The organism is Chloroflexus sp. MS-G (assembly GCF_000735195.1).
In the GTDB taxonomy this organism is placed as follows: domain Bacteria; phylum Chloroflexota; class Chloroflexia; order Chloroflexales; family Chloroflexaceae; genus Chloroflexus.
In genome coordinates this window covers 1-611 of the sequence record NZ_JPIM01000251.1, presented here as the reverse complement: position 1 = coordinate 611, position 611 = coordinate 1, and the positions used below count along the sequence as shown (strand labels likewise).

Sequence of the window (611 nt, the reverse complement as noted above, 5' to 3'; positions counted from 1 at the left end):
GTCGATCTGGGCTGAGTTTGGACCGGTGTTGAGTCGTCTGGTTGGACGCGAGATTACGGTGCGTTACGGCGACTGGCGGCCCGGTGATCAGCCGGTGTATATTAGTGATATTACTCTGGCGAAGCAGGAGTTGGACTGGCAGCCTAAAGTTTCGGTCTATGAAGGGATTGAGCGGATGGTAGGTTGGATCCGGGAACATCTCGATCTATTCCGGTAAGTGGGTATGTCCCTCACCTTCCCCCTGGCCCCCTTTCCTCTCCCACACAGGGGGAGGAGGGGGGACGTGGGGCGCGGGAGCAAACGAACGTTGGCAACCTCCCACGCAATGGTTGCACAGGCATGGTACGTGCCCGATGAGAAATCCGAGCTTTTGATCAGGCTTTTGAGATAGGCGGGCGTGATGTTGGCCGGCGTTACCCTCCTCACCGTTCCCCCGTTAGCCGTTCTCTCACTCGGAGAGGACGGCGGATAAGTTGGGGCAATGACAAGGTTGCTGGTACGTCTCCTGGCGGGTAATATGAGCGATCAGTGCTGAAACTTCCTTCACCGCTCCTATATGGGAAGCGTCAAATGCGGTAAAATGAGAAAGCAGAAAACATTTTCAGACCTTA

1 protein-coding gene is annotated in these 611 nt (G+C 55.5%); it reads left to right on the top strand.

Features of this window, described 5'->3' with window-relative positions:
* Positions 1–217, top strand: a 217-nt coding sequence (locus tag JE47_RS0120235) for a GDP-mannose 4,6-dehydratase (protein WP_031461468.1), incomplete at its 5' end; no start/stop codon positions are given.
* Positions 218–611 lie beyond the last annotated feature (394 nt).